1 protein-coding gene is annotated in these 402 nt (G+C 69.2%); it reads left to right on the top strand.

Annotated features, from left to right (window positions below):
* Window positions 1–31: 31 nt before the first annotated feature.
* On the top strand, window positions 32–402 hold a 371-nt coding region (locus G5C65_RS38325), incomplete at its 3' end, for an acyltransferase domain-containing protein (RefSeq protein WP_338146868.1).

Consider the following 402-nt stretch of genomic DNA (forward strand, 5'->3'; position numbering starts at 1 on the left):
GTATAAGAGACAGGCGTTCCACTCGCCGTTGATGGAGCCGATGCTGGAGGAGTTCCGCCGGGTGGCGGAGGGGCTGTCGTATGCGGCGCCGCGGATTCCGGTGGTCTCCAACCTCACGGGCCGTCCCGTGGCGGAGTTTTCCGCCGAGTACTGGGTGCGGCATGTGCGGGAGGCGGTGCGGTTCGCGGACGGGGTGCGCACGCTGGAGGGTGAGGGTGTGTCCCGGTTCGTGGAGCTGGGTCCGGATGGGGTGTTGGCGGGGATGGTGGCGCAGTCGGTGTCCTCGGAGGCGGCGGCTGCGGGGGTGGTGGTGCCTGCGTTGCGCAGGGATCGTTCGGAGGTGTCTGCGGTGTTGCAGGCGTTGGGGCGGGTGCATGTCGCGGGTCAGGATGTGGACTGGGA

Origin of the sequence: Streptomyces boncukensis (assembly GCF_011045075.1) — a bacterium.
In the GTDB taxonomy this organism is placed as follows: domain Bacteria; phylum Actinomycetota; class Actinomycetes; order Streptomycetales; family Streptomycetaceae; genus Streptomyces; species Streptomyces boncukensis.